General features: G+C 64.0%; 17 protein-coding genes. 6 read left to right on the top strand and 11 right to left on the bottom strand.

What is annotated here, in order from left to right:
• Positions 1–49 precede the first annotated feature (49 nt).
• The gene (gene dmeF / locus B5J99_RS15345; protein WP_117352883.1) at positions 50–1,018 is read right to left on the bottom strand and encodes a CDF family Co(II)/Ni(II) efflux transporter DmeF; all 969 of its coding nucleotides are present in this window, start codon (positions 1,016–1,018) and stop codon (positions 50–52) included.
• A 112-nt stretch (positions 1,019–1,130) separates the two neighbouring features.
• Positions 1,131–2,048: a hypothetical protein gene (locus B5J99_RS15340; protein WP_162892630.1), complete on the bottom strand. Its 918-nt coding sequence runs from the start codon at positions 2,046–2,048 to the stop codon at positions 1,131–1,133.
• Between the two features lie 88 nt (positions 2,049–2,136).
• On the opposite strand from B5J99_RS15340, the gene B5J99_RS15335 reads away from it, so the two are divergent.
• Positions 2,137–2,826 carry a histidine phosphatase family protein gene (locus tag B5J99_RS15335; protein ID WP_117352882.1) on the top strand — a complete coding sequence of 230 codons (690 nt, stop codon included), beginning with the start codon at positions 2,137–2,139 and terminating at the stop codon, positions 2,824–2,826.
• 3 nt (positions 2,827–2,829) lie between these two features.
• Here B5J99_RS15335 and B5J99_RS15330 read toward each other — a convergent pair whose 3' ends face one another.
• The 4 genes from B5J99_RS15330 to B5J99_RS15315 all read right to left on the bottom strand — a co-directional run bounded on the left by B5J99_RS15330 (position 2,830) and on the right by B5J99_RS15315 (position 6,567).
• Positions 2,830–3,642 (bottom strand): DUF1295 domain-containing protein, encoded by an 813-nt coding sequence (locus B5J99_RS15330; RefSeq protein WP_342768880.1) that lies wholly within the window; start codon positions 3,640–3,642, stop codon positions 2,830–2,832.
• Positions 3,639–4,271, bottom strand: coding sequence for a lysophospholipid acyltransferase family protein (locus B5J99_RS15325; RefSeq protein WP_069050090.1), 633 nt, complete (start codon positions 4,269–4,271; stop codon positions 3,639–3,641). Before B5J99_RS15325 ends, B5J99_RS15330 begins: the two co-directional genes overlap by 4 nt.
• 124 nt (positions 4,272–4,395) lie before the next feature.
• Positions 4,396–4,665, bottom strand: coding sequence for a DUF167 domain-containing protein (locus B5J99_RS15320; RefSeq protein WP_211337833.1), 270 nt, complete (start codon positions 4,663–4,665; stop codon positions 4,396–4,398).
• An 81-nt stretch (positions 4,666–4,746) separates the two neighbouring features.
• Complete coding sequence (locus B5J99_RS15315) at positions 4,747–6,567, bottom strand: DUF885 domain-containing protein (RefSeq protein ID WP_054135372.1); 1,821 nt, start codon at positions 6,565–6,567, stop codon at positions 4,747–4,749.
• 290 nt (positions 6,568–6,857) lie between these two features.
• Between B5J99_RS15315 and B5J99_RS15310 the strand changes: the two genes are divergently transcribed.
• On the top strand, positions 6,858–7,265 hold the full coding sequence (locus tag B5J99_RS15310) for a response regulator (protein WP_054135371.1): 408 nt from the start codon (positions 6,858–6,860) through the stop codon (positions 7,263–7,265).
• Positions 7,266–7,283: 18 nt separating this feature from the next.
• Here B5J99_RS15310 and B5J99_RS15305 read toward each other — a convergent pair whose 3' ends face one another.
• Entirely contained in the window at positions 7,284–8,387 is a 1,104-nt protein-coding gene (locus tag B5J99_RS15305) for a sensor histidine kinase (protein ID WP_117352880.1), read from the bottom strand.
• 54 nt (positions 8,388–8,441) lie between these two features.
• Positions 8,442–9,161 carry a Crp/Fnr family transcriptional regulator gene (locus B5J99_RS15300; protein ID WP_054135369.1) on the bottom strand — a complete coding sequence of 240 codons (720 nt, stop codon included), beginning with the start codon at positions 9,159–9,161 and terminating at the stop codon, positions 8,442–8,444.
• A 291-nt stretch (positions 9,162–9,452) separates the two neighbouring features.
• Between B5J99_RS15300 and B5J99_RS15295 the strand changes: the two genes are divergently transcribed.
• Positions 9,453–11,216, top strand: coding sequence for a class I adenylate-forming enzyme family protein (locus B5J99_RS15295; RefSeq protein WP_117352879.1), 1,764 nt, complete (start codon positions 9,453–9,455; stop codon positions 11,214–11,216).
• An 82-nt stretch (positions 11,217–11,298) separates the two neighbouring features.
• On the opposite strand, the gene B5J99_RS15290 is transcribed toward B5J99_RS15295, so the two are convergent.
• Both B5J99_RS15290 and B5J99_RS15285 read right to left on the bottom strand, forming a co-directional pair.
• On the bottom strand, positions 11,299–12,084 hold the full coding sequence (locus B5J99_RS15290) for a SapC family protein (RefSeq protein WP_054135367.1): 786 nt from the start codon (positions 12,082–12,084) through the stop codon (positions 11,299–11,301).
• 90 nt (positions 12,085–12,174) lie between these two features.
• Positions 12,175–13,611: an FAD-binding oxidoreductase gene (locus B5J99_RS15285; protein ID WP_117352878.1), complete on the bottom strand. Its 1,437-nt coding sequence runs from the start codon at positions 13,609–13,611 to the stop codon at positions 12,175–12,177.
• A 210-nt stretch (positions 13,612–13,821) separates the two neighbouring features.
• Between B5J99_RS15285 and B5J99_RS15280 the strand changes: the two genes are divergently transcribed.
• Both B5J99_RS15280 and B5J99_RS15275 read left to right on the top strand, forming a co-directional pair.
• On the top strand, positions 13,822–14,355 hold the full coding sequence (locus B5J99_RS15280) for a hypothetical protein (RefSeq protein WP_117352877.1): 534 nt from the start codon (positions 13,822–13,824) through the stop codon (positions 14,353–14,355).
• 133 nt (positions 14,356–14,488) lie between these two features.
• Positions 14,489–15,979, top strand: coding sequence for a DEAD/DEAH box helicase (locus B5J99_RS15275; RefSeq protein ID WP_117352876.1), 1,491 nt, complete (start codon positions 14,489–14,491; stop codon positions 15,977–15,979).
• Positions 15,980–16,195: 216 nt separating this feature from the next.
• Here B5J99_RS15275 and B5J99_RS15270 read toward each other — a convergent pair whose 3' ends face one another.
• Positions 16,196–18,346, bottom strand: a complete 2,151-nt coding sequence (locus tag B5J99_RS15270; protein ID WP_117352875.1) for a TonB-dependent receptor — start codon at positions 18,344–18,346, stop codon at positions 16,196–16,198.
• A gap of 260 nt (positions 18,347–18,606) precedes the next feature.
• On the opposite strand from B5J99_RS15270, the gene acs reads away from it, so the two are divergent.
• Positions 18,607–20,565, top strand: a complete 1,959-nt coding sequence (gene acs / locus B5J99_RS15265; protein WP_117352874.1) for an acetate--CoA ligase — start codon at positions 18,607–18,609, stop codon at positions 20,563–20,565.
• Positions 20,566–20,619: the final 54 nt, after the last annotated feature.

Raw genomic sequence — 20,619 nt, 5'->3', positions numbered from 1 at the left:
TTGATGGGCGCAGGCGGGAAGATCGCTTGTGGCAGGCGGGCGTGGGCGATCAGTCGGCGGGCGGGCAGCGGGCGTCGTCGCAGGGGATGACCTCGAAGGTGCAGTGCGACAGCTTGCCGATGCCCCGGAGCAGCGCACGATAATGTTGCGGAGGGCGAGGGTCATGCGTGGCAAGCAAGACGATTAGCGCAAGATGCCCGGTGCCGACCTGCCATAGGTGCAGATCGACGACACGGTTGTCCGCGTCCCCCTCGATCCGCTTGCGGATGGTTTCGGCCCTGGCCGGGTCCGCCTCCATGTCGAGCAGCACCCGCGCGCATTCGCGCAGCAGGCCGCGCGCCCACCACAGGATCACGACTGCACCGACGATCCCCATCAGCGGGTCTAGCCAGTCCAGCCCCAGCATCAGGCCGCCGGTCAACGCGACCAGCGCCAGCACCGATGTCAGCGCGTCGGTGAGCACATGGATATAGGCTGCGCGCAGATTGTGGTCGTGATGATGGCCATGGTGGTGATCGTGGTGATCGCCGCCGTGGTCGTGATGATGGTGGTGATGGCCACCCGAGCTCAGCATGAAGGCGCTGGCGACATTGACCGCCAGCCCGATCAGCGTGACGACGATGGCGGCGGTGTAATCGATGGCGACGGGATCGGCGAGGCGGTCCGCCGATTCCCAGATCATCAGCATCGCGATCACGCCCAGCAGCAACGCGCTACTGAACCCGGTCAGCGATCCGACCTTGCCGGTGCCCATCGAGAAACGGCGGTCATGTGCATGGGTGCGGGCAAAGCGATAGGCGAATGCGGCGAGCCCCAGGGCTGCAACATGGCTGCCCATGTGCCAGCCGTCGGCGAGCAGCGCCATCGATCCGGTCCACCAGCCGCCGAGGATTTCGGCGATCATGGTGACCGCGGTCAGCGCGACCACCCAGAGCGTGCGCTGTTCGCTGCGCGCCTCGCCATCGGCGGCGAAGCGGTGATCATGGGTGAATTGCTCGAGCGCGGCATCGTGGTGCATGGCGGTTCCGGATGACAGGGGGGTGTCCGGGCTGTTTGTCCCGGTCCATGCCTGCAATCCTGTCAGCCCCGGCCCTCGAACGCAATCCCCACGGGACCGCGCCGCGATATAGTCAGGCTTCGGCCAGCGCCTTGAGGAGGGCGCGTTCGAGCGGATCGAGCTTGCCGTCACCGCCCACCATGGCCTGCAGCCAATCCTGTTCGCTCGCGGTCAGGCCGTCTTCGGGTGCAGGCTCGGGTTCGGCAGCGGGGCTGGAGGCTGCGCCCAGCGGAGTCCTGTCGGCCAGTGACCCGGCCATCCGTCCGAAAAAGCTGCCGATTCCTGCAGAGGTATCCGCCATGAAGGCATGCAGTCGCTGCGCATCCTGGCGGGTCAGCGCGCGGAAGCGCTGGTTGGTCATCAGATGCAGGCTCAGCGCCTGAACGAACAGCGTCTGCCATTCGGGCGCGTTCTGCCCGGCGAGCGTCGCGTCCTTGATTTCGAACAGCAGTTCGGCCTCGGCACGGTTGATGTGCGCGGGCGCAGCGCCACCGGCGGCATAGAGCACACGGCGCAGAAGCCGCACCTCGGTGGTGCCGATGCTGCCGGGCTGCAGCCCGCCGCCACAGCGGGTCGGCCCCTCGCCATGCAGCACGGCATGCCTGATCTGCTCGAGCGCATAGGCCTTCAGGCTGTCGGGAACATTCTCGGCGCGCTCGATGACCTTCACCACGAGTTCGAGCTCGGCGAGGGTATCGACCTTGCCGTCCTGATCGATCGCCTGCATCAGCCATGCGGCATTTTCGTCGCTGACATAGCCCCGCGGATCGGCCTGCTCGACCAGATAGGCGGTGATCGCCTCGACGAAGAAATCGACCCATTCGCGGCTGGGGGCGCTGCTGACTCGGTTGAGCGCGAACAATATCCCGGCTTCCTGCGCGCTGATCTTGCCATCGGGCCAAACAGCGCGGCGCAGGGCGAGCGTCTCATCCGGTCCCAGGCTGCGGGCCTGGGCGATCATGGCTGTTACATCGTCAAGGGGTCTGGTCATCGGGCTTCGCCTGCAGTGGAAGGTGTGCGATAACTACCAGCGATTGCTTAATGCCGGGTTAGGCCGGCCAGGCCGAGAAGGGGACGGGATGCGTAAACGATTCGATGTCGCAAAGCTTGGGTTGCTGGTGGCTGCAGCCGGAATGCTGGGCCTGATGTCTCCAGAGCTCTCCGCTCAGGCTCAGGCGCAGCACACCGCCGGACAAGGCAACAGCCTCGATGCCGGAGCGCTCGTACCGCTGTTGCAGAAAGGCGGGTACATCCTGCTCATCCGCCACGAACGCACCGAAGTACCCGCACGGGCGGACGATTACAGCAAGCCGACCACCAACTGCATGGCGCAGCGCAATCTGTCTGTCGCAGGCTATGCCGGATCACAGGAAACCGGCAAGGCGCTTTCGGCACTGGACATTCCGGTGGGGATGGTGCTGGCGAGCCCGATGTGCAGAAGCATGGACACCGCGCGCTTCATGTTCGGCCGCACCAAGGCGGAGCCCCGGTTGATGCATCATGACCCGGCTGGCGCGCGCACACTGGATGTGGCTGCTGCCGACATGAAGGCACTGGTCGCCACGCTCGATCCCGGCGCGAGCAACATCGCGCTGGTCAGCCACGTTGCCAACATCTGGCGGGCCTACAGCATCAGTCTGGCAGAAGGCGAAATTGCGGTCCTGCAGAAACAGGCCGATGGATCGGTCAAGGTGATTGGTCAGGCGATGGGGAGCGACTTTGGGCCGTTCGCTCGGATCAAGCTGGGTCCGGTGCCGCCGGTGGAGTGACCATTACCCGCGCTTGGGCGGCAGCGGGAAGAACGACGAGGTGCGCGCGATGTAATCGGCGTATTCGGGCCGCGTCTTCTTGAGGCCGCGCTCCAGCATCGCAGCCCCGCTCCACTTGACCAGCGTGAAATTGAGGAACAGCGGGCCGATCAGGCTGGCAAGGCCGATATCCCACCCGGTCGACAGGGCCACCAGCCAGATTCCCCACCAGGTGCAGGCATCGCCGAAATAATTGGGGTGGCGGGTATAGCGCCACAGGCCGGTGTCGAGCACTTTGCCCTTGTTTGCAGAATTGGCGCGGAAAGCTTCAAGCTGCAAGTCGCCGATCGTTTCGAATGCGATGCCGATGATCGCGATGACCGCCCCTGCAATCCCCAGAGCTCCGGTTTCGCCGCCACGCCAGATGCCCAGTTGCGCGGGCAGGCAGACCATGAACAGCAGCGGCCCCTGGAGCAGGAACACCTGCAGCAGCGCGGTCTTGGCAAAGCTCCAGCCCTTTTTCTGCTCGGCCAAGGCGATGATCTTGGCATAACGCGGATCGATCCCGTTGCGCCGCCAGCGGACGAACAGGTGGATGCCCAGGCGCAGCCCCCAGATTGCCGTCAGCATCAGCAGCAGCACCGATGCAGGCGAGGCAGCGTTGGCCAGCCAGAAGGTCGCTGCGGCGAGCAGTACCATCCCCATCGGCCAGACCGCATCGATGAACGAGACGTCCTTGATCGCAACGGCCACACCCCACAACACGATCATGACGCCAAAGATCAGCACCAGATTGTGCAGCAGCAAAGGGATGGCGTCGGTCAGGGGAAGGCTCACAGCCGGCTGTCCTTGATGATGTCCGTGCCCGCGCGATCGGGATGGCGCGGCGTCACGCTCTTGTAGAAATCCATGATCTTCTTCATGTCCTCGGCATAGTCGCCCGTGGGCATGATCGCAGGGCCGAGCCCGCCGACCTTGCGGCCATAATCCATCAGCCCGCAGACCAGCGGCACCCTTGCGGCCAGCGCGATCTGGTAGAACCCGGTGCGCCAGTGGCGGACATTGCCGCGCGTGCCCTCGGGCGCGATGGTGAGCATGAACTCGTCGCGCCGTGCGAATTCCTCGACCATCTGCTGCACCTGGCCGCGGTTGTAGCTGCGTTCCACCGGCACCCCGCCCATGTCGCGCATGAAGCGCCCCAGTGGCCAACGGAACAGCGAGGTCTTGGCCATGAAGTGCGCCTTGACGCCAAGGTCCGTGGTCAGCCCGAGAAAATAGAGAAAATCCCAGTTGCTGGTGTGCGGGGCTGCGATGATGACGAAGCGGCGCGGTTCGGGAACGACCCCTTCTGCGCGCCAGCCATGCCGTCTGTAGAGCAGCAGCAGCAATCGCCGAACCAGCCGGGAGAGCAATGTGGGCGGACGGTCGTCGGTCCTGGGCGGCCAGCCCTCCTGCTGAAAGTCCATGATTGGTAAACCGCCCCCCGTTCTGCGCCTTGCTGCGAGATACGGGGCCAAGAGTGCATAAGATGCAGCCCACTGGCAAATGTTATTGACGCAAAGCCAGTTGGCCATGCGGGCCGGGGAGGGATCAGCCGCCGTTCAGCGCCTCGAGCCGGGCGATCAGGGCCATGGCGTCACCTGCCACGTGGACCTGCTTGTTGCGCCCGGTTTCGCCCCTGTGGATCACCACATCGCGCTTGCGGACACCCAGCGCGGCGGCGAGCAGATCGGTCAGGTCGGCATTGGCGGCGCCTTCGGATGGGGGTGCTGCGATGCGCACTGCCAGCACGCTGCGCCCGTCCGCATCAAGGCCGATCCCTGAGATCTGGCTGCGGCTGGCTCGTGGCGTTGCCCGCACGATAATGACAACCCCGCCCGGCGCAGCGCGCCAGGGCGGGGTCGGTTCGGCAGCGGGGGCAGGCTGATCAGCCAGCGCCCGTCATCCCTTGCTGGCGACGATCCAGCGGTTGATCTTCTCTTCCAGCACGCTCATCGGCAGCGCGCCGGTGTTGAGAACCTGATCGTGGAACTCGCGCGGATCGAACTTGCTGCCCAGTTCCTTTTCGGCCTTGGCCTTGAGCCGCTGGATCGTCAGCGCACCGATCTTGTAGGCCAGCGCCTGGCTGGGGATCGCGATGTAACGCTCGACCTCGGCAGTGGCGTCGGTCTCGCCCATCGACGAGTTGTCGAGCATGTACTTGATCGCCTGTTCGCGGGTCCAGCCCTTGGAATGGATCCCGGTATCGACCACTAGCCGCATGGCGCGCAGCATCTCGTCATCGAGATGGCCGAAGCGCTGATAGGGATCGGTGAACAGACCCATCGGATAGCCCAATTTCTCCGAATACAGCGCCCAACCCTCGACATAGGCGGTGTTGCCGCCAAAGCGCATGAACGCGGGCAGGGCCTGGTTTTCCTGTGCCAGGCTGATCTGGAAGTGATGCCCCGGCGCGCCTTCGTGCAGATACAATGTCGTCATGCCCGGCGTGGTGCGGCTGGGAAGGTCATAGGCGTTGAAGTAGAAGATGCCGGGGCGCGAGCCATCGGGATTGCCCGACTGATAGCTGCCACCTGCTTCGAACTTCTCGCGGAACTCCTCATAGGGGCGGATTTCCAGCGGGGTCTTGGGCAGGATCTTGAACTGGGTCGAGATGACAGCGTCGACCTTCTTGCCGATGTCGTAATAGCCCTGGGTCAGCGCCTCGCGGCTCGCCATCTTGAACTTGGGGTCAGTGCGGATGTGGTTGAAGAATTCGCCCAGCGTTCCCTTGAAGGCGACCTCGGTCTTGATCGTGTCCATCTCGGTGAGGATACGCTTGACCTCGCTGAGCCCCAGATTGTGCACTTCATCGGCGGTCAGCGGCAGCGTCGTGGTCTGCTCGATCATATAGGCGTAAAGCTTGTCGCCGCCCTTCATGTACTTGAGGCCGACCCCTTCGCGCGCATCCTTGAGATACTCATTGGCGAGGTAGTCGCGCAGCCGCTGATAGGCGGGATAGATCTCGTTGGTGATGACGTTGCGATACTCGGCGGTGAAGCGCGCCTTGTCGGCTTCGCTGAAATCTGCCGGGAAGGTCTTGATCGGGCCGTAGTACGGCGATTCTTCGGGGGTCTGCTTGAGCTGGGTTTCAAGCTGCTCGATGACGTTGCGGATGGTCAGCTTGGTTTCGAAGACACCGGAGGCCTGACCTTCCTTGAAGCGGCCAATCGAACGATCAAGCAGGACGACGAATTCCTTGTGGCGCTTCAGGTTGTTCTCGTAATCCACCACGGTCTTGAACGGCGCGGTGCCGGTGCCCGAGGCGAAGTTGGGATAGAAGGTGTGGAAGCCGAAAAAGTGGTTGAGCGGACGCACCGCAGTCAGCGGCAGAAATTCGGGCGAAAGGCCCTTGATCGCGTCCTTCTGGTTGCGGCTGAAGATGTCATAGGCGATCTGGTTGGTTGCGGTCAGCTTGTTGCGGTCGATCTTGGCAAGCTCGACCAGATTGGCTTCGGCCGCCTTGCGTTCGCCGTCGTAGTAGGCGTCCGAAATATAGTCGCCGAGCTGATCGGCATAACGCAGATCGCCGCGGAACAGGCCACCGATCGGGTTGCGCTTCAGCTGCGCTTCGTCGTCTGCCGCAAACAGGGCAGTCAGCCGCGCGTCTTCGGACTGCGGGGCGGCCTGGGTCGCTGGCTGCGCGGCTGCGGGGGCAAGCGCGAGCGGCGCTGCCAGCGCCGCGCTGGCGAGTAGCAGGATGGTTTGACGGAATGACGGCATAGGACTGAAACCTTCCAGGTCGCAAAGAGGAACGCGCCTGGGCCTGAAGGCCATCAGGCTGCGGATGCTACGCGCTAACACGCGGTTAATCCTACAGCAATCCAGCCGTTAAACATCTTGTCGAAGCCGGGCGTGCGTTGGTGGAAACTCGCGGCTCGAAATCGGATGAATCGAGCGTTTCGATTAACATGCATCAACTAATCGATGAAACTTTATGGCTCACCGGTGGTTTGATGTTGCGAAGGCCGTTCATTGGGAATGGCGCAGCAAAGATTTGAAGACCCAGTGTCATGACCGCCCGCATCCTCATCATTGAAGACGAATTTCTCGTCGCGCTCGACATGCAGGTCGGGCTGGAAGATGCCGGTCACGAAGTTGTCGGGGTCGGCGATGATTGGACATCGGCAATGCGTCTGGCCGAACGCCAGCCGAGCATTGCGCTTGTCGACATCAACCTGTGCGATGGCGCGACCGGTCCTTCGATCGGCGCCTGGCTTGGCCAGGAAATCGGCTGCACGGTGATCTTCGTGACAGCCAATCCGCGGCAGATCGATATTCCGATCCCCGGCGCGCTTGGCGTCATGATCAAGCCTGTCGACAGCCGTCAGGTGATCGAGGCAGTGGATTTTGCGGTGGCAGCCCGCAGCGGCATGCCTACGCCCACCCCGCCGCCGGGGCTGATGCTGCTGTCTTCCTGATCGCGGATTGCCGCCCGGTTAAACGGGCGCGCCCTCGGCCCTGCGCAGGCGACTTGCCGACATCCGCATGTCGACGCGCAGCCCTTCCGGCAGCCAATGCCGCTGGATGTCGCCGGCCAACTGCTGGTTGATGGCAAGCTGCACAAGCCGTGTACCGAACCCTGTTTCCTGCGGCTCCCCGACGATGGCCGGGCCGTCGCGCTCGGTCCAGTTAACCTTCACGTCATTGCCGTCCTGCACGATGTCGATATCCACCCTGCCTTGCTCGGCGGACAGCGCGCCGTATTTTGCGGAGTTGGTTGCGAGCTCGTGAAACACCAGGGCGATCGGCGTAGCACTGCGATCATCGATCTCGGGATCATCGCCGGCGATGACCAAGCGGCCTTCGCCGAGCGCCGGATAGGCGACGAGGATCTCGGTCAGCAATCCGCGCAAGGTCGAAGCGATAGAGACCGGTCGCGACTGCTCGCTATGAGGGCGGGCGAACTCGTGCGCGCGGCCCAGCGCCGCGATCCGGTCCTGGAGTTCGGCGGCGAGCGGCTTGAGCTCGGGGCTCTGCCGCGCCGACATGCCGATCAGCCCGTTGATCACCGCGAAAATGTTCTTGATCCGGTGGCTGAGCTCACGGCTGAGAACCTCGTTTTCCTCGGCCATCATCTTGGCTTGGTGAATATCGGTGCAAGTGCCGATCCAGCGCACGATCTTGCCCTGTTCGTTGTGCAGCGGCAGCGCGCGGCCGAGCGTCCAGCGGTATTCGCCGCTGTGGTGCCGCAGGCGATAGGTGATTTCGTAGGGTTCGCCGGTTTCCAGCGAATGGCGCCACACACCCCAGGCATGATCCTGGTCAGCCGGATGGAACACGCCGTTCCACCCTTCGCCATCGGTCGAGCCTGAGGGCACGCCGGTGAATTCGTACCAGCGCGCATTGTAATAATCGTGGAAGCCATCGGGCAGGGTCGACCAGACCATCTGCGGCATCGCATCGGTGAGGATGCGGAATGCCGAATTCATCCGCAGCAGGGCATCGCGTGCGGCGAGCAAGGACCCGGAATCATCGTCTTTGGCCGATGGTGCTTCAGGGCCGAATCCGAAAGCGCGCGACAGGAAATCAAGGTCAGACATTAGGAACGCTTTCTAGCCGACGCCATCGCCGGACGACAGATACTGGCAGGGCGGTCATCCCGCCGCAGGGGGGAACCAGCTTGAATCGACAGAGCTGAAACGATCGACGAAGCGGGAGAGGTCAACCAGCCCCTGCTCATCAAGCAGCGTCACCGTGCTGCGGTTGCGGGTGATCAGTTTCTCTTCGGTCATCTGGCGGATCAGCCGGTTGACGTGAACCTGGGTGAGGCCAACCGCATCACCCAGATCGCTCTGGGTCAGCGGAATGCGCACCACCGGATTGTGCTCGCCGGTCACCGCGCGCATACGCGCGGCGATCGAGAGGAACAGGTTGGCGAGCCGCGCCTTGCCCTCGCTGCGCCCCATGGCGCGCAGGCGGTCGGACAGATCGATGCTTTCCATCTGGCTGATGGAGAAGAACAACGCCGCCAGCCGGGGGTGGGCGATAAACGTCTCGCCCAGGGCCATGCGCGGGAATCGGCAGACGACCATGTCGGTGGCCGCCACGATGCTGGCGGGCGCGTCGCGAAACGCGATCCCGGATGCTCCGATCAGATCGCCCGAAAAATGAAAGCGCAGGATCTGGCGCTTGCCGCCGGTCAGCCGCGTTTCAGACAGTGCCCAGCCCTGGTGCACGATCAGAAGTTCGGAAACGTCATCCCCTTCGGTCCACAGCGTCGTGCCGGCAGCGTAATTCTTCGGGTCGCGCTCGAGCTGCGTGATCGCATCCCTTTCGGACGGCGTCAGATCGAGATAGCGGTTCAGACGTGCCACAAAACAGCTGTCGAACAAGGTTGGCCTCCTGTATTGTGGACGCTGCGGCGGCACACCGCAAAATCCTCGGCTTTGATCTCAAACCCATGCCCGGCGCGCCCAATTTAGGTGCTTGAGATTAATTATCCAGTAAATTCAGTAAATTAACCTATGTTATAAAGAGCATCCGGTTGCTAGGGATGCCTACGCACGCCTGCCTGAATCGATCCTGCAATTGAGTGATTGCGCCGCGCATCCATTTGCATAGTGTTGTCGCAACACAGAAAAATGATGTTAGAGGATCGCCAAGCCATGACGATAACGGAAACCACGCCCGCGCCCCAAGGCTACGCCGCGTCATCGTGGGCGCCGCCTTTGGGATGGCCTGCGATGTCGATCAAGCAGATCGAGGCGATCTTGTGCGCGCCGGGTCAGCCGTTCGAGATCGAGACGGTCGAGGTGGAAGGCGTTGCTACCCGGTGCTGGAAGAATGCGCCGCCAAGCCTCGCCGCGCTTGCGCTTGCGGCGCGGGCGCATGGGGAGCGGACTTTCATCGTCTATGAGAACGAACGGGTCAGCTATGAAGCTTGGTTCCGTGCGACCGCGACACTGGCGCATGCGTTGCAGGCGGCAGGCATTGGCAAGGGCGACCGGGTGGCGCTGGCGATGCGCAATCTGCCCGAATGGCCGGTGGCGTTTTTCGCGATCGTCAGCCTGGGGGCGATCGCGGTGCCGCTCAACGCCTGGTGGACAGGGGGCGAGCTGGCCTATGGCATTTCCGATTCCGGCGCCCGGCTGCTGATTGCCGATGGGGAACGCCTCGACCGGATCAGCCCGTATCTTTCCGAACTGGAAGACCTTGAGAGCATCCTCGTCACCCGCAGCACGAGCGACCTGCCGCACAAGGCGAAGCCATTGGAGGACCTGATAGGTTCGCCGCACGGCTATACGGCGCTCGATGCAGCGACCTTGCCGGATATCGCGCTGGCTCCTGAGGATGCTGCGACCATCTTCTACACCAGCGGTACCACCGGCAACCCCAAGGGCGCGCTGGGCAGCCATCGCAACATGACAACCAACATCCTGACCACGGCCTATGCCGGGGTCCGCAGCGCGCTGAGGCGCGGCGAGGCGCCGCCCGCGCCCGAACCCGCCGTGATGCTGACGGTTATCCCGTTGTTCCATGTCACCGCCTGCAGCGCGGGGATGACCGGGATCATGTTCGGCGGGTCGACCATGGTGTTCATGCACCGCTGGGATACGGTGAAGGCGCTCGAAATTATCGAGCGCGAGCGCGTCACCGCCACCGGCGGGGTCCCGACCATTGCCTGGCAGCTGATCGAGCATCCCGATCGCGACAAGTATGATCTGAGCTCGCTCAAGTCGATTTCCTATGGCGGTGCGCCGTCTGCACCCGAGCTGGTGCGCAAGATCCGCGACATCTTCGGCGCGTTGCCCGGCAATGGCTGGGGCATGACCGAAACCATGGCGACGGTGACCAGCCACTCGGCCGAGGACTATCTCAACCGCCCCGACAGCTGCGGCCCTGCCGTGCCGGTCAGCGACCTCAAGATCATGGATGCCGATGGCGTGACCGAGCTTGGGGTCGGCGAGGTTGGCGAGCTGTGGGCGAGGGGGCCGCAGATCGTCAAAGGCTATTGGAACAAGCCCGAGGCCAGCGCCGCCACCTTTGTCGATGGCTGGGTGCGCACCGGCGATCTGGCGCGCCTCGACGAGGAGGGCTTTTGCTACATCGTCGACCGCGCCAAGGACATGATCATCCGCGGCGGCGAGAACATCTATTCGTCAGAGGTGGAGAACGTGCTCTACGATCACCCCGCGGTCACCGATGCCGCGTTGATCGGCCTGCCGCATCGCACATTGGGAGAAGAACCGGCGGCGGTGGTGCACCTGGCTCCCGGAACCCATGCCAGCGAGGCGGAACTGCAGGCCTGGGTGCGCGAGCGTCTCGCCGCGTTCAAGGTGCCGGTGCGGATCGTGTTCTGCACGGATACGCTTCCGCGCAACGCCAATGGCAAGATCCTGAAAAAGGATCTCGCCGGACTTTTCGGCTGACAGCAAACGCACATCGGCTGCTGCGCTGCCCGGAGATGCCGGGGGCGCAGCAGCCGATGAATGCAATCACCTGATCTGGTGATTACTTGGTCTGGGTGGCTTCTGCCGGAAGGTTGGGCACCTTGCCGTCCGCAGCCTGCTGGGCGAACAGATCGCGCATCACCTGCAGCGAGAACAGATGCGCGTGGATCAGCGGCAGGGCGCCGTTCTGGCTCAGCTTGCGCAGTTCGTCGCCGCGCATGTCGCGCAGCTTCTCTTCGTTGACCATCTGGAAGCCCTGATAGACGAAGGGCTGGGCGAGCGACTGGTGCTCGATCTTAAGCTCGCCGTCCATCAGCAGGTCGTGCTTCTTGAGCTCTTCCATGAAGAAGGCGGTACCCTGAACCGCGCGCTCGAAATCCTCGCAGAACTGCAGGATGTTCTTGGTGGTTTCGCTGGGCTGGTCGCCGTCGAACAGCGCATCGCCTTCCTCGAACTCGCCCAGAGCCTCGCAGGTCGGGTCGAAGCACAGCGACAGCTCGTCGGCATCTGGACGCAAACGTGCGAGCATGAAGGGATAACGACGGACATAGGCCGGCACATAGGCAGGCTGACGATACTTGCCGTTGTCGTCGAGGAAGACGTTGACGCCTTCGTTCATGCCCATCAGCGCCAGCGGCACGGGATCGGGACCGGCGGAGAAGATGATCGGGTAATGGCGCTGGGCTGCGGGAAACTCTTCCACGGTCAGCGGGATGGCGTGCTGGTTCTTGAGGAAGTGCGCGCCGTCCAGGGTCCGCGACCGAAACTTGGCGTGGTCGTTGGAATTGAGCGGCACCAGGTCGTTGAAAAGGACCGGCAGACGGTTGGCTTGCGGCGCACTGGCCATGAACTATTCTCCGCTGAAACTGTTGACTTGATGGTTAGTCGGAGTTCGCGCCTTAAGTTGCCCGCAGGCCCGGCGCAAGAGGGACTGCGTTCAGCCCGCGACCAGCTTGCCCGGATTCATGATGCCTTGCGGATCGAGCGCACGCTTGATCGCGTGCATCGCGCCCATCCGCGCAGGATCGCTGAGCCGCGCCAGCTCGTCGCGCTTCATCTGGCCGATGCCATGTTCGGCAGAGATCGAACCGCCCGCTGCCACCACCAGATCGTGGACGAAAGCACTGATTTCCTTGCCGGGATCGTTGGGCCACCGGGCTGGATCGGCGCCGCGCGGGGCTGCTACGTGAAAGTGGACATTGCCATCGCCCATATGCCCGAAGGCCGCGACCTCCGTGCCGTCAAACCGTGCCTCGACCGCGGCACCGGCATCGATGATGAACTGCGCCATCGCCGCAACGGGCACGCTGATGTCGTGCTGCATTGCTGGTCCTTCGGCGCGTTCGGCCTCGGAGATGGAATCGCGCAGCTTCCAGAACGCCTCGGCCTGCGATTCGCTGGCCGAGATCGCAGCATCAAGCACGAGGCCGCGCTCGAACGCTTCGGCCATCAGGGCTTGCGCAAACGCCTCGGGCGCGGGCGCATCCGCCGTGTCGCGGGCAAATTCGACCAGCACATGCCAAGGGCAGGGCGCGCCGAGCGGGGCGCGGGTTCCGGGGATATGCCGCAGCACATTCGTGAGGCAGCGCTGGGGCACGATCTCGAAGCCCTCCATCTCGCGGCCCGCGCGCGCTTCCAGCATCAGCAGCAACTGCCGCGCGGCAAGCGGCGATTCCACGCCGGCCCAGACCACGGCCCTGTCGACCAGCGCCGGCACCAGCTTCAGCGTGGCCGCGGTCACGATCCCCAGCGTCCCTTCCGCGCCGATCAGCAGGTGCTTCAGATCATAGCCGCGGTTGTCCTTCTTGAGTGTCACCAGACCCTCGTAGAGCGACCCATCCGGCAGCACCGCCTCGATCCCCTCGACCAGCGCGCGCATCGTGCCGTGGCGCAGCACCTGGGTGCCGCCGGCATTGGTCGAGACCAGCCCGCCGACCGTGGCCGAGCCCTTGCCACCAAGGGTGAGCGGAAAGCGCAAGCCCTGCGCCGCCACCGCCTCGTGCAGCGTCTGCAGTACTACGCCAGCCTCCGCCACCACCGTCCGCGCCTGGGGGTCGATGGCCCGGATCGCGTTCATTCGCCGGGTGCTGAGCAACAAAGCGGTGCCGGTGGCGTCGGGGGTCGCGCCGCCGACCATGCCGCTGTTGCCGCCCTGCGGCACGATCGGGGTGCGAGTGCTCGCGGCCAGGCTGACGACAGCGCTCAGTTCCGCCGCGTTTGCGGGGGCAACCATGGCGATGGCCGCGCCATGATAACGCCCGCGCCAATCGGTCAGCCACGGGGCAAGATCGGTGGGGTCGGTGGTAAGGCCTTTGGCGCCGACGATGGCAGCGATCTGGTCCAGCAGGGCGGGGCGAACGGGTGCTTCGATCATGGCCAGTCTGTTACACCTGTCGCGGGCTGCAAACAACGGCGCTGCTATGGCAAAAGACCGTGGCGCGAAAGCAACAGGCGATGGGGTAAATCGTGGCTTGCAGGACGAACTGGCGCAGCGTTAATGCACGGTTCAATCGCCCGGCTTAACCCGGGGCATGGGGTGGCTGCAGCTGCAGTCTGAGGGTCCGGAGGGTAGCCGTACGCGGCCATGGCTTATGTTGACGTCCTGTTTGCGCTGTTGATGCTGGGCGCGTGGCCCGCATCGGACGAACGCGCCGTCGACAGCCAGCCTGTCGAAACTGGATTACCACAGTCGGTGACACGCGCGCTCACGCCGATACCGCCGAGCCTGGGCCAGGTGCGGATCGAGCAGCGGCTGATCATCCGCGTGCCGCGCCAGTCGATTTCGCGGTCCTCACTGCTTCCCATGCCAGCCCCGCGCCAGGCACCCCCGCCCGAACCGCCACGCTTCGAGCGGCGCAAGGTCGGCAAATGCCTGGCGATGCGCGACGTCTCCGGGGTGCGGGTAATCAACGACGACATGCTGGTACTGTTCATGCGCGACCAGCGGATGATCGAGGCGCAGCTCGAACGCACCTGCAGCGCGCGCGAATTCTATCAGGGCTTTTACATGGAGCGCAGCGGCGATGGCCGGTTGTGCGTCGACCGCGATCTGCTTCAGGCGCGGTCGGGGAGCAAATGCGAAGTCGAAAAACTGCGTCAATTGGTCCCGGAAGATTGATCGGGCATTTGCATGTCAACGCACAATGGTTGACTTTTGACCGATGTTTGCGCAGAGCACCCGCGTGGCCCATGGCCCTGCATCGATAGCGCGACGAACTGTGTGTGCGCTGCTGCCTTAATCTGGATACTCTATGATATTTGCCGATCTCGGCCTTTCCGAAAAATTGATCCAGGCGGTCACTGATTCCGGCTATACGACCCCGACCGCGATCCAGGCGCAGGCCATCCCGTCGGTCCTGATGGGCAAGGACATCATCGGCATTGCGCAGACCGGCACCGGCAAGACCGCCGCATTCGTTCTGCCGATGATCGACGTGCTGGGCGAAGGCCGCAGCCGCGCGCGCATGCCTCGCTCGCTGATCCTCGAGCCCACCCGCGAGCTCGCCGCCCAGGTGGCAGAGAATTTCGACAAATACGGCAAGTATCACAAGCTTTCGATGGCGCTGCTGATCGGCGGCGTGTCGATGGGCGACCAGATCAAGGCGCTCGAAAAGGGCGTCGATGTGCTCATAGCGACCCCGGGTCGCCTGATGGACCTCTACGATCGCGGCAACATCCTGCTGACCGGTTGCGGGCTGCTGGTGATCGACGAGGCCGACCGCATGCTCGACATGGGCTTCATTCCCGACATCGAAACGATCTGCACCCGGCTGCCCGCAACGCGCCAGACGCTGCTGTTTTCGGCAACCATGCCGCCGCCGATCAAGAAGCTCTCCGACCGCTTCCTGACCAGCCCGAAGTACATCGAGGTCGCCAGGCCTGCGAGCGCCAACGCCTCGATCGAGCAGGGCAAGGTCCGCGTCCAGTCGCGGCGCAAGCGCGATACGCTGTTTGCGATGCTCGATGCCGGCGTCCACACCGCGATCATCTTCTGCAACCGCAAGACCACGGTGCGCGACCTCAACAAGGCGCTGCGCCAGGGCGGCTTCGATTCGGGCGAGATCCATGGCGACATGGAACAGCGCGACCGCATCGCCGAGCTCGACAAGTTCAAGGACGGCACGATCAACATCCTGGTGGCGTCAGACGTCGCCGCGCGCGGGCTGGACATCAAGGGCGTCAGCCATGTGTTCAACTATGACGCGCCGTGGCATCCCGATGACTATGTCCACCGCATCGGCCGTACGGGCCGGGCAGGGGCGACCGGCAAGGCCTATACCTTCATCACCGAGGAAGACGCCGAGGCGCTCGCCAACATTGAAAAGCTGATCGGAACGACGATCCCCGAGATCACCGTGGCTGATCCTGGTGGTTCGAGCGCGGAAGCCAAGCCCGCCAAGGCCCGTGAACCCGAAGAGCGTGCGCCCCGGCGCAGGACCGCTCGCGGCGAAGCCAAGGCGCGCGCTCCTCGCGAGGATCGCGCACCGGCAGCAGACGTCGCTGGAGAGGAAATCCGCGAGGAAAAGCCACGCCGCGAACCGCGCGAGGCAAAGCCCCGGGAAGACAGACCGCGTGAAGACAGGTCCCGCGACAGCAAGCCCCGCGAGGATCGCCCGCGCTCGGCCGACCGTCGCCCGGCAGCTTCCAAGCCGCGGCGTTCGAACGATCGCGACGATGGTCCCGATGATGGCTGGAACGGTCCGATGCCGGACTTCCTGTCGGTGGGCTTCGGCGAGAGCTGAACCTGCTACGGGGCAGTTCGTAGCCCTTACATCTCATTGCTCGAGTTCCCTCGTCACCCCCGCGAAGGCGGGGGTCCCGCTTCTACGCCTATTGCGCGAAGAAGAGCGGGATTCCTGCGATCGCCGGAATAACGTGGGTACGAGGGATATCTCAACACAACCAAAGCCCCTGTTCTGCGACTCAGGCCGAAGAACAGGGGCGCATGAGTCAATGCGTCAGAAGCTGAACTTCGCCGAGATGCGGAAGTCGCGGCCCGCGAGCGGAGCGAAGTCCTTGGTAAAGCTGGCTGCGCGGCGACCGACGACATCAAAGATGTTATTGGCGGACGCGATCAGCGTCACCCCGCGCGAGGCGCCGAACGGCTTCCACGAAGCGCTGGCATTGACCAGCGTGAAGCCATCGGTTTCGGTCTCGAAATTGGCATTGCGCTGCTGATCGTCGAACCACTCGACCTCGGCGCGCAGCGATACCGTATCGCTCTGCGCTTCCAGCCCGCCCAGCAGGCGCAGCGGGGGGATGCGCGGTACAGGACCCAGACCGTCGAGCGAGGCATGGACGTAATCGGCCACGCCATCCGCGCTGAAGCGGAAGCCGCCGGCGCGCGCAAAGATCACCGAAGCCTCGGCCTCGAGACCATAATATTTCGCATCGTTCTGGATGAACTGGAACACCGGCAGATCATCTTCCTCGAGCCCCGTGGGCACGTCGATGATGAAGTCGTCGAAGCGGTTGTAGAAGCCAGTGAGCGCAAGGCTGACATCGGGCGTGGACCAGCGGATATAGGCCTCGCCGCCCCAGCTCTTTTCGGTGGTGAAATCGGGGTTGCCGATCTCGAAAGCCTGGGTCGCGATGTGCGGGCCGTTGGAGAACAGTTCCTCGGCCGCCGGAGCGCGCTGGGCGCGGTTGAGGTTGACGCCGATCCGCAGCTGGTCGTTGGCGATATAGGCAGCGCCCAGTGCGAACGAATAGGAATTGAAGTCACGCTCCACGCCCAGCACCTGCGACTTGACGTTGACCTTGTCGTAGCGCGCGGCGCCTTCGATCTCGAAATTGCCCGAGCGGATTTCCTGCAGTGTGAAGAAGCCGATCTGATCGGTCACATTGGGCGGCACGAATGCTTCGGCGCCGACGGCGCTGAAGTCGCGGTGGACATACTGCACGCCGCTGGCACCGCGCCAGCCACCGCGCTCGCGCTGCACCAGCTCGAGCCGCGATTCGATGCCCTCGTTGGTGAACACGGTGCCCACCTCGTCACCTTCGAACTCGGTCTGCTTGAAATCGGCATAGGATGCACGCAGGCGCAGCGCTTCGAAAAAGCCGGGCAGGAACACTTCGCCGCGGAAGTCGACCTTGATCTGGTCGAGACCGATGGTCACCGGACCTTCCTCTTCCTCGCCGCCGGCTTCCTCTTCGCCTTCCTCGCCATGGTGATGGCCCGCGCCGGGACGTTCCGGAACGCCGTAGAGGCTGTTGTAATAGCTGCCCGAGACACCGAAGCTGCCGCCCTCGCCGATATAGGCCAGGCCGCCGCCAAAGCTGTAGGTCTCGGTCCCGGTGTTGGGGATGCGACCGCGCAGGCCGGCGAGTTCCTCTGCCTCTTGCGCTTCCTCGATATTGCCTTCTGCGCGCTCTTCAGCCGCTTCTTCCAGCTGCTCGGCGCGCAACCCGGGTGATAGTACGAAGCCGCCGACGCGCATGTCGTTGGACTTGCGATAGCTTCCATCGAGATGCAGCACGAGCTTGGATGTCAGCGGAACATCGAGGCTGGCGCCGAAGCTGCGCTCGTCCGCGGCGCTGCCATAAGTGGCCAGCGCATCAAGGTGGAATGGCTCTTCGGGCACTTCGCGCGGGATGCGCTTGTCGATCGCGTTGACCGCGCCGCCCACAGCCTGGCCGCCGAACAGCAGCACGGCGGGGCCGCGCAGCACTTCGATGCGGTCGAGGATGATGGGTTCGACCGTCACGCCATGGTCGGGCGAGGTGTTGGACACGTCGATCGTGCCGATGCCATCGGTCAGCACGCGGATGCGTTCGCCCTGAAAACCGCGCAGCACGGGGCGCGAGGCGCCGGGCGAGAAGCTGGTCGCCGAAACGCCGGGAAGCTTGGTCAGCGAATCGCCGATCTGCGAGCGGGCCTCGCGCGACAGATCGTCGCCCGAAAGCTCGGATGTGCCGGCAAGGATGCTGAGGTCGCGCACAAACGGCGCGGTGACAATGATGCCGCGATTGCGATGGAAATCATCGCCCTCGTCCTCGTCTCCGGCTTCCACCGGGGAAGCGGTCTGCTGCGCCAGCGCGGGCAGGGGGGCCAGCAAGGCTGTGCCGAGGCTGAGCGAGGAGGAAACGAGCAAAAGCGTGCTGCGCATGGTCAAAGAATGCTCCCGTTATTTGTTTTTTCAGGTTGCAGCCGCCAGTTGCCTTGTGGTGTGTGGGTCACGCGGGCGGATGACCCGGATGCCACCCAGGCGGCTGTTCGCGTGTCCGCTAGCACTGGTGTAATGTTATATCAATATCAATATAGCCACCATGCGCCGGTTTGCGACGGGTTGCCGATGGGGGGCGGTTGCTGCAAAACCACGGCACGCCCAGGCCGATGCGGCCCCCCATCCTGCCAAGGACATTGCTCATGACCAGCCCCACCCCCCAGGACGCCACGGCAGAGGCGCTGATCGCGCCTCCGGTTGACCCCGAAACATGGTGCACGCCTGCACAATATGGCGAGCTTTATGCGGCATCGCTGCGCGATCCGGATGGCTTCTGGGCGCTGCAGGCGGACCGGATTGACTGGAGCGCCAAGCCGACGCGGATCAATCGATCGTCGTTCGATCCGGTCGACATCCGCTGGTACGAGGATGGCGAACTCAACCTGTGCTTCAACTGCGTCGATCGACATGTCTTCGCAGGGCATGGCGGCGACACCGCACTGATCTGGGAAGGTGACACCCCGGGTGATGTGCGCTCGCTGACCTATGACGACCTGCTGCGCGAGGTTCAGGCGATGGCGGGTGCGCTCAAGACGCTTGGCGCACAGAAGGGCGACCGGGTCACCATCTACATGCCGATGGTGCTCGAAGGCGCGATCGCGATGCTTGCCTGCGCGCGGATCGGCGCGGTGCATTCGGTGGTGTTCGGCGGGTTCTCGCCCGAGGCGCTGGCCGGGCGGATCGAGGATTGCGCGAGCCGCTTCATCGTCACCGCCGATGCCGGGATGCGCGGCGGCAAGACGGTGCCGCTCAAGGCCAATGTCGATGCCGCGCTGGAGCAGCACGGCATCGATGTCGAGGCGGTGCTGGTCGTTCGGCATACCGGCTCCGATGTCACGATGACCGAAGGCCGCGACCACTGGTATCGCGACGTTGCCGCGACCGTCCCTGCGACGTGTCCCTGCGAGCCGATGGGGGCGGAGGACCCTCTATTCATTCTCTACACCTCGGGATCGACCGGCAAGCCCAAGGGCGTTCTCCACACCACCGGCGGCTATGCCGTCTGGGTCGCGACGACGTTCCACTACGCCTTCGATTACCGCCCCGGCGAGGTCTATTGGTGCACCGCCGATATCGGCTGGGTCACCGGTCACAGCTATTCGGTATACGGCCCGCTGCTCAACCGCGCGACCAGCCTGCTGTTCGAAGGCGTTCCCAATTACCCCGACCACAGCCGGTTCTGGGACATGTGCGAACGCCACGGCGTCAACATCTTCTACACCGCGCCGACCGCGATCCGCGCGCTGATGCGCGAGGGCGACGCGCCGGTCGAGAGGCACGACCTGTCCGCGCTGCGGCTGATCGGTTCGGTGGGTGAGCCGATCAACCCCGAGGCGTGGCGCTGGTATCACCGCGTCGTGGGCAAGGGACAGACGCCGGTGATCGACACATGGTGGCAGACCGAAACCGGCGGGATCATGATCACTACCCTGCCTTATGCGCATGCGATGCGTCCGGGCAGCGCAGGGCTGCCGTTCTTCGGAATCGATCCCGAGCTGGTCGATGCCGATGGCAACATCCTGGATGGCGCGACCGAGGGCAACCTGTGCATCGCCGCTTCGTGGCCGGGACAGGCGCGCACGGTCTATGGCGACCATGACCGCTTCGTGCAGACCTATTTCAGCACCTACAAGGGCAAGTATTTCACCGGAGACGGCTGCAAGCGCGACGAGGACGGCTATTACCGGATCACGGGCCGGGTGGACGATGTCATCAACGTGTCCGGCCACCGCATGGGCACCGCCGAGGTCGAAAGCGCGCTGGTGCTGCATCCGCGCGTCGCCGAGGCTGCGGTCGTCGGTTTCCCGCACGACATCAAGGGGCAGGGCATCTACTGCTATGTCACGCTCAATGTCGGTGAGGAGGCAGACGATGCGCTGACCGCAGAGCTGAAGGCGCTGGTCCGCAAGGAGATCGGCCCGATCGCGACACCCGACCACCTCCACTTCACCCCCGCGCTGCCCAAGACCCGCAGCGGCAAGATCATGCGGCGGATATTGCGCAAGATCGCAGAGAATGACGTCGGGGCATTGGGGGATACCAGCACATTGGCCGATCCGGCGGTGGTCGATGCGCTGATCGCGGGGCGCAGGGTGGTGTAAAATCGCTGGCCAGCACGCCGCGACTTTGGCATGATAGGGCATCGGCTTGGCTAT

The organism is Blastomonas fulva (genome assembly GCF_003431825.1).
GTDB classification, from domain to species: Bacteria; Pseudomonadota; Alphaproteobacteria; order Sphingomonadales; family Sphingomonadaceae; genus Blastomonas; species Blastomonas fulva.
The sequence above is the reverse complement of the archived record's forward strand: the minus strand, read 5'-3'. Positions and strand labels throughout refer to the sequence as shown.